This is a genomic window from Bacteroidales bacterium, assembly GCA_031275285.1.
Classification (GTDB): Bacteria; Bacteroidota; Bacteroidia; order Bacteroidales; family UBA4181; genus JAIRLS01.
This window is the reverse complement of record JAISOY010000053.1, coordinates 20,229-27,054: the sequence shown is the minus strand read 5'-3', so window position 1 is coordinate 27,054 and position 6,826 is coordinate 20,229. Positions and strand designations below refer to the sequence as shown.

Annotated in this window: 6 protein-coding genes; 1 reads left to right on the top strand and 5 read right to left on the bottom strand. The window is 41.6% G+C overall.

Features of this window, described 5'->3' with window-relative positions:
* Positions 1–177 precede the first annotated feature (177 nt).
* Positions 178–543, top strand: coding sequence for a 50S ribosomal protein L19 (gene rplS, locus LBQ60_05105; protein MDR2037282.1), 366 nt, complete (start codon positions 178–180; stop codon positions 541–543).
* Positions 544–726: 183 nt separating this feature from the next.
* Here the strand turns inward: rplS and LBQ60_05100 are convergent, their stop codons facing one another.
* From LBQ60_05100 to LBQ60_05080, 5 genes are all read right to left on the bottom strand, one after another.
* Positions 727–1,869 carry a hypothetical protein gene (locus LBQ60_05100; GenBank protein ID MDR2037281.1) on the bottom strand — a complete coding sequence of 381 codons (1,143 nt, stop codon included), beginning with the start codon at positions 1,867–1,869 and terminating at the stop codon, positions 727–729.
* A gap of 61 nt (positions 1,870–1,930) precedes the next feature.
* Positions 1,931–2,698: a hypothetical protein gene (locus tag LBQ60_05095; GenBank protein ID MDR2037280.1), complete on the bottom strand. Its 768-nt coding sequence runs from the start codon at positions 2,696–2,698 to the stop codon at positions 1,931–1,933.
* Positions 2,699–2,850: 152 nt separating this feature from the next.
* On the bottom strand, positions 2,851–4,068 hold the full coding sequence (locus LBQ60_05090; GenBank protein MDR2037279.1) for an OprO/OprP family phosphate-selective porin: 1,218 nt from the start codon (positions 4,066–4,068) through the stop codon (positions 2,851–2,853).
* An 84-nt stretch (positions 4,069–4,152) separates the two neighbouring features.
* Positions 4,153–5,517, bottom strand: coding sequence for a thiol oxidoreductase (locus LBQ60_05085; protein MDR2037278.1), 1,365 nt, complete (start codon positions 5,515–5,517; stop codon positions 4,153–4,155).
* 164 nt (positions 5,518–5,681) lie between these two features.
* Complete coding sequence (locus tag LBQ60_05080; protein ID MDR2037277.1) at positions 5,682–6,824, bottom strand: hypothetical protein; 1,143 nt, start codon at positions 6,822–6,824, stop codon at positions 5,682–5,684.
* Positions 6,825–6,826 lie beyond the last annotated feature (2 nt).

The window sequence follows — 6,826 nt, the reverse complement described above, 5'->3', positions numbered from 1 at the left end:
TCCTATGTATACATACAAATGTACACATTTTTTCATTGAGGGTAACAATCCTACCGTTTTTTCACCAATTCATATAATTTTTTTTTTAACCAGTAAATTATAGTGTTTATTCAAAAAATGTTTTTACCTTTGCACCCCCAATATAGAGTATTATAAAGATTAAAATATTTGTCAGTCATGGATTTGATGAAATTTGTTCAAGAGCAAAGTGCTGGTTCAAAGGATTTTCCGAAATTTGCAAGCGGAGATACAGTTACCGTTCACTATAAGATCAAAGAAGGTAATAAAGAACGTATCCAGCAATACAGAGGTGTAGTGATACAACGTAAAGGTGGAAACGGGAATGCCGCCACTTTTACCGTACGCAAAATGTCTGGTGAAATCGGTGTAGAAAGAATTTTCCCTGTTGCTTCTCCTTTTATTGAAAAGATCGAAGTGAACAAATATGGTAAAGTTCGCCGTGCCAGGATCTTCTACCTCAGGAACCTGACTGGTAAGAAAGCCCGTATTGCCGAGAGGAAGTTCATCGCCCCGGCCCAATAACAGGCATCAAAAAATTTATTCGAACTACCGTCGGATGTTGAAAAACAAATCCGACGGTAGTTTTTTATTTCCGGCCCAACCGGATGTAACTTATCCGAATATTATCAGATATAATACATCTAAATTTATACAACAGGAGACCTGCCATATTAATTTCATTCCGGATATCTACCGGATCAGGTATCAAAAGACAGCTAATTCCGGGCTACTGATTGCTTTTATAGCCATACATTCTACTTCTATCAGCCATCCCGGCCTGCATACCGGAGCCCATACCATTACTTTCGGGATATCAGGATAATAGTGGTACATATAATCTTTTACAACGGCATAATCGGCAATATCCCGCAGGTAAACAATCATGTGTGCTATCTGCTGCATGGTCACTTCAGCTTCAGACAGTAAAGCCTGTATATTTTCCATGGTTCTTTCGGTCTGTTTCCTAACATCCATGGGATGGACCACTTCCCCTTCATTGTCGATGCTGGCTGTCCCGGAAATGAATACATGACGCCGGTCACCATAATCGACTGAAGTACCACGTTCGAAAGTAACTCCATATTCATAAGTAGGATTCAGATGGGTAGGAGCCTGCAGGAATTTGATCTGTGCAGGGTCAATGTTACCGATAGCGTAAGTATCCATCAACATAAGCACTTCCGGGTAGATATAACGCCCTTCAATTCCTGTACTGGCAATATAATGCGTCTGTTGCGTCAATCCCTCCCTCTCAAAGAAATCTTTACGGGCAGTCACCATTCCGGCATACTGCACATCCACATCCTGCACAAAAATCCATGTGCGGATGCAATTTCTTTCAAGGGTACACGATTGATTTTTCAGGTTTTCAATATAGGTATCGAATATTTTTTCCGTCTGTTCCTGTACGTTCCCATGACGCTCATGCAATTGGGTATGATAAATATGCTTATAATGGGGACGTTGTAAAACAACACTCCCGTCTTCTATGCGACTGACCTGTGCTTTTTCTACAAAATACAACAACAAGGATGCTTTTCCTGAATTCAGGGGAGGTTGTTGGATAACAGAAACAGCTTCCCCGAAAGACGGCATCAGAAATGGAGACTGATTGATCGCATCACTTACAAAAAAACGCTTCCAAACCAATACAGTATCTTTCAGTTCGGGTATTCCCATTAAACGCTGTACCCCTTTCTCCAACAAACGGAACTGATCCTCCGCTTTTTCATATGGTTCATCTAACTCCATGGTTGCATGGAACTCAGCTATTCCGTCCTGCACATAAAAACTACTTAAAAAAACCTTGATATACAGGTCGTTCCAATCTATTTTGGTATATGTCATATTTTCATTGATAACAAATCCGGATAAATTATTATTTCCGGATACAAAGTAATTACTTTATTTAATTATTAGCACCGGATCTGATCCATTCTTCCAATAAGACAACATCATCGTCTTTAAGACTGGATATACTGGTGTTGTGCTGATAAGACAAATTCAGGTCTTTTGTCAACACATCTATCAGAAAGCTATTGCCTATAGAATAAGGAGATACTCTTTTTTTCACCGAACGCTCCGAATCCACATCGACCAGGTCTTCATAACTTTTATCTTCCGTCAGCCGTAGCCCGGCTGCTGCAGATTCTGTCCCGCCATGACAGGTAATACACTGATCGAACACCTGTTGCTGTATTCTTCCATACTGTAGCAGGTCAACCGTCTGTTGCGGGATGACCATACTTTCTGTAGGAACAACATCCAGTTTCATTTCGTACAATGTATAAAAAGTTTTCCGCCCCGACTTGGCTATACTTAAACGCATAGAGGTAGAACCTTCCGGGATACTACTCAATGTAACATTCACCACTGTACCTTCATCCGGTTTGGTCACTGTGGTAGAAACAATCGGAATATCCGATTCATCATTAAAAGTTCCAAAAAGTATTTCGTAACTGGTGGGAAAAACCTCCAAATGTTCCAGATCAAATGTTGCTGTTACTGATATGCCGGTATGGACAACTTCATCAGGATAAATATCCCCGCTGTCACAGGAAGCACATAGTATAATGATACAATATACGGATATTTTCAAAGCACTATAAAAGCCTGAAAAAATATTTTTTCCAGTGGTTGAAAAATATTTAAGTATTGTAAATTGATTATTGTTCATTGAAAATTGGCCTGATTAGCGAATAAATAAAAACATGATACCTCTAAAATGCGACAATAATTCATTGTGGTTACTTATTATAATTTAACATCATATTTATCGATTTGATCAATGCGACTTAAGAGAATGATAAATAGTACTGAGTGCTCGTTCTAAAATGAGAATTGCAGCATCATCGTAGCCGCATGTTGCGCCAGCCCAAGGTCATCGTTGTCACGTTGCAATTGGTTGGCATGCCCCCAGCGCCCTACATACTGATACATGGCCTGCAATTTAAGGTTATACCCGAATAAATAATAATTCAATCCAACAGAAGGCATATTCAAAAGCCCATCTTCTTCCAGTGAGTTCCGGTCATAAAAGTCATACCGCAGCGCCGCCTGAATTTTTTTGGTCAGGAAATACCCTCCCTGGACGTATCCCCCCAGAAAATTATAGGTATGGGAACTTTTCTGAAGTTTTGTGAATTTCATATTCATATAATAAGCCTCAGCTGAAAAATACCAGCGATGATACAGCCATGCGAATTCAAAGCCGACACGGATATCATCACAACTCTCCCATTCTGCTTCTACATTATAGGATGTTGATATGGCAAACAATATCCGGTTATTCTCCAGGTCGTCTGTACGTCCCTGGTGAGAAGGCATAGCCCCTTTAGGCATAAAAGCGATCCGGCCTGCATATAACAGGGATGGTATACCAAGATCGTCACTAATGGTTTTCTGCGCAGTATTGACATTGATCCCTGTTCCGTTAAAGACACCAAGGTTATATTCCCATTTTCCTTTCCACATACCATGTACCATCACTCCAAGATCAAATCCTGTGGCAAACGCAGGAGGAACAGAGTTTAATGAATGGGGAATGTTAACAGCAGTGGTCAATGAGGTAGGAAGTACGGGGAAAAGAGTTTCTCCCAATGTAACCAGATAAGCCTGGTTATAAGGAGTTTTAAACTTCCCGACGCGAAATCTCAGTTCATCTTTCAGGTTCACATCAAACCAAGCCTGCTGCAAAAGTGCAGCACCTGATTTAGCGGCATTGACCGTCAGGTTAAAGGTCAGTTTGTTGAATGCCCGACCGGATAAGCCTATGATGGCGTATGGTATTTCAAACCCGCTGTTGGCAATATTATCCTGATCGGCCAGTTCAATACCTTCATCATCATAATAATTGAATTTTGCCGAGGTCTGAATAAGGGTATAAGGTTTAAATAAAAAATCGCCTGCACGGCTCTGCACGCTAAAACCTTTTTTCCCTGCCATAGGAACCACGTCGCTCTCGATATACTTGTCGTCTTCTTCTTGCTGGGCCATTAAGCCAAGTGGCAAAAAAGACAAAAAAAACCATAAACATTTCAATTTCATATGATTATAATTAATATAAAACAATTAATGTTAAGCACTGAGTGCTTAATTATTTATATTTTTCAGATCACCCCATTTTTATTGTTACAGGGATATTAAAAAAGTTACCAGAGCATCCCTGTCTTCTTTGGACATACGTGCGAATAATTCACGGGAAACAGCACCTTCACCGCCATGCCACATTATGGCTTCAATAAAATTACGTGCCCGCCCGTCATGTAAAAACTGCGTGTGCCCGTTCACCACCTGCTGTAATCCTATGCCCCACAAAGGAGTCGTTCTCCATTCACACCCCATAGCCAGTCCTGCTTTATATTCACTGTCCATTTCCGGACCCATATCATGCAGAAGAAAATCGCTGTAAGGGTGGATGGTCTGACGGCACAACCAGGGAATCCTTGTCCCATTGATCAAAACCGGGGCATCCTGCCTTGTATGCAAGGTAGGGGTATGACACAAATGGCATTTCGCCTGGTAAAAGTTCTCTTCTCCCCTCTTCACTGTCGGGTCATTCACATTTCTTCTGGCAGGAACACCTAGAGTATACATGTATAAATCAACATCTTCCATATCACGGGTCGATATTTGAATTCCATAATGGGTAAATCCGAGCATTTGCGATTGCCCTTCACCTATTTCCAGAGGATAACGATCATTGGTCACTCCAAGGTCACTGGAAAAACCCAGCTCCACTGTCAGATCGGAATGGTTTGCTTTATTTCCGCCGACACCGATCTGTGATACATGCCTGTCTTCTATCCTGTTTAATTTGCCGGATATTCCATATTCCGGATAATTGCTGCGGCGCTCCAACTCCTGTAATTGATCAAGGTCCAGGGACATGATCTGTCCCATGCCGACATGCCGTAGAGGGATCCTGACATCAATGATCAGGTCATCCGGAGAAATACTGTCTGCATACCATTCAGTGATATAGTAACTGGGTTTCCTTAAGGTATACTCTTCGCCGTCATGGAATTGATGTTTCGTTTCTTCATAAGTCACATGTAGTTTTCCTTCAGCTTCCGCTCCATATATAGCCTGATCGTGCAGGACACGGCCATACTGACGGAAAAACCCTCCGTTTTTACGGGTGATATAAATGAGTATCGAAGAAAAGTTTTTCCCTGATCCCCCTTCAGAATCAATGGTGGAATATGTCCGTCCGGCGTTCCTGTGACAACTCCCGCAGGAATAACCGACATACAACGGTCCTAACCCTCCCTTAACCGGATCATTCTGGTCACTGGTCCGATTGTCGTCATATAAACGGTCACCGATATGAAATCGTTTAAGTAAATCGCCTGTAACCCATCCGGCAGGCGTATCATAAGCCGATGTACCGGTAATGAAAACAGTCGCATTGCCTGCTGATAATTCCCTGTCGGATGCTACTGTTCCGTTTGGCCTTAAGATTATCTCCTGATCTTTAGTACAGGAGAACAACATGATGCAACCGGTAAAAAACAGAAATTTGAATATGTTATGATGAATCATGCCCGTCAATTAATAAAATTCAATAATGCACAAAACTCGTAGAGAATATTCCTCTACGAGATTTGACTGGCTTGTTTCCTAAAAGAAACAATATGAATATCGATCGTTTAATATTTTTAGTTTTTCAATTGAAACAGTTCTACCATTGTTTCTTCCAATTCCCTGCTAGCAGTAATGGCTGCTTTTACCTTATCATTATCCAGATTGTTCCGGAAAGGACTATCCATATTTTTTATAGCGTTATATGCCTTTTCAATTGCTGCAAGTACTTTAGTATTTAATGCCTCATCACGGCTTTTTACAAATGCAGACAAGCTGGCACCACGGTCTCCTTCACGGCCACCCAGGTATGAGTTACGGATACTTTCGATATTGTTCATATAGTCAGTGATAGAGTTCCAGCTGTACCACGATTCAACTTCCAAAACAGCTTCCTCCCTGTTTCCGGCAACTGCTTTATCATAAGGGCCGCCTATTTTCTGGGCGCTTACTTCATCGGTGATATCTGCACATCCCTGGATGATATTATCAACGGCTACATCTTTGGAAGGCAGCAGGCTACCTGCTTTACCGGCATTTTTAAACTGAGAGGCATAACTGGGTGATTCCGGAGTAAATTCAATTTCCTCCATGGCTTCTGCATCATCTCCTTTAAGTGCTTCTTCGCCGGCCCATGCCGACCATAATTTAATACAATCGTTCCTTAAAGTTTCAGTAACCACTGTCAGGTATTCCAGATGTTCTTCCGCAGGGCCGAATTCACCTATCTGTTGTACTGTCCTTGCCTGGCCATCTTTAAACAGGAGGTACTCCACTGTATGGAATCCACGCACATTTTCCCCTAATGATCCGGCATCATAATTACCACCTTTTAATACTGTTTCAATTTGTGTTTGATCCAAAGGCCATGAATCCAGCAAAGGATCCAGATTTAATTTATCAGCAGGACCAAACAGGAACGCTTCGCTTTGCTCCCAGGGTACACGTGTAGCACGCCATGCATCGCAGGCTGCCTGGATATTCGCATCGGTAAGTCCCCCTTCGGTGTTTAACTTCTCCACTGCCGCATATAATTCCCATGCTTTATTTTTCATATCCTCATAGGTAGGTAAAACCGTTTTATCCACATAGTCATCGATGATATCGGTCATATCATAGCCATAACCGGTAGTGAAGTCATCATCGTCGTCACTATTATCGCATGCGATCATCCCTATGGACAAAGCAGCAACAAAAAAATACAAACTAAATTTTTTCATTA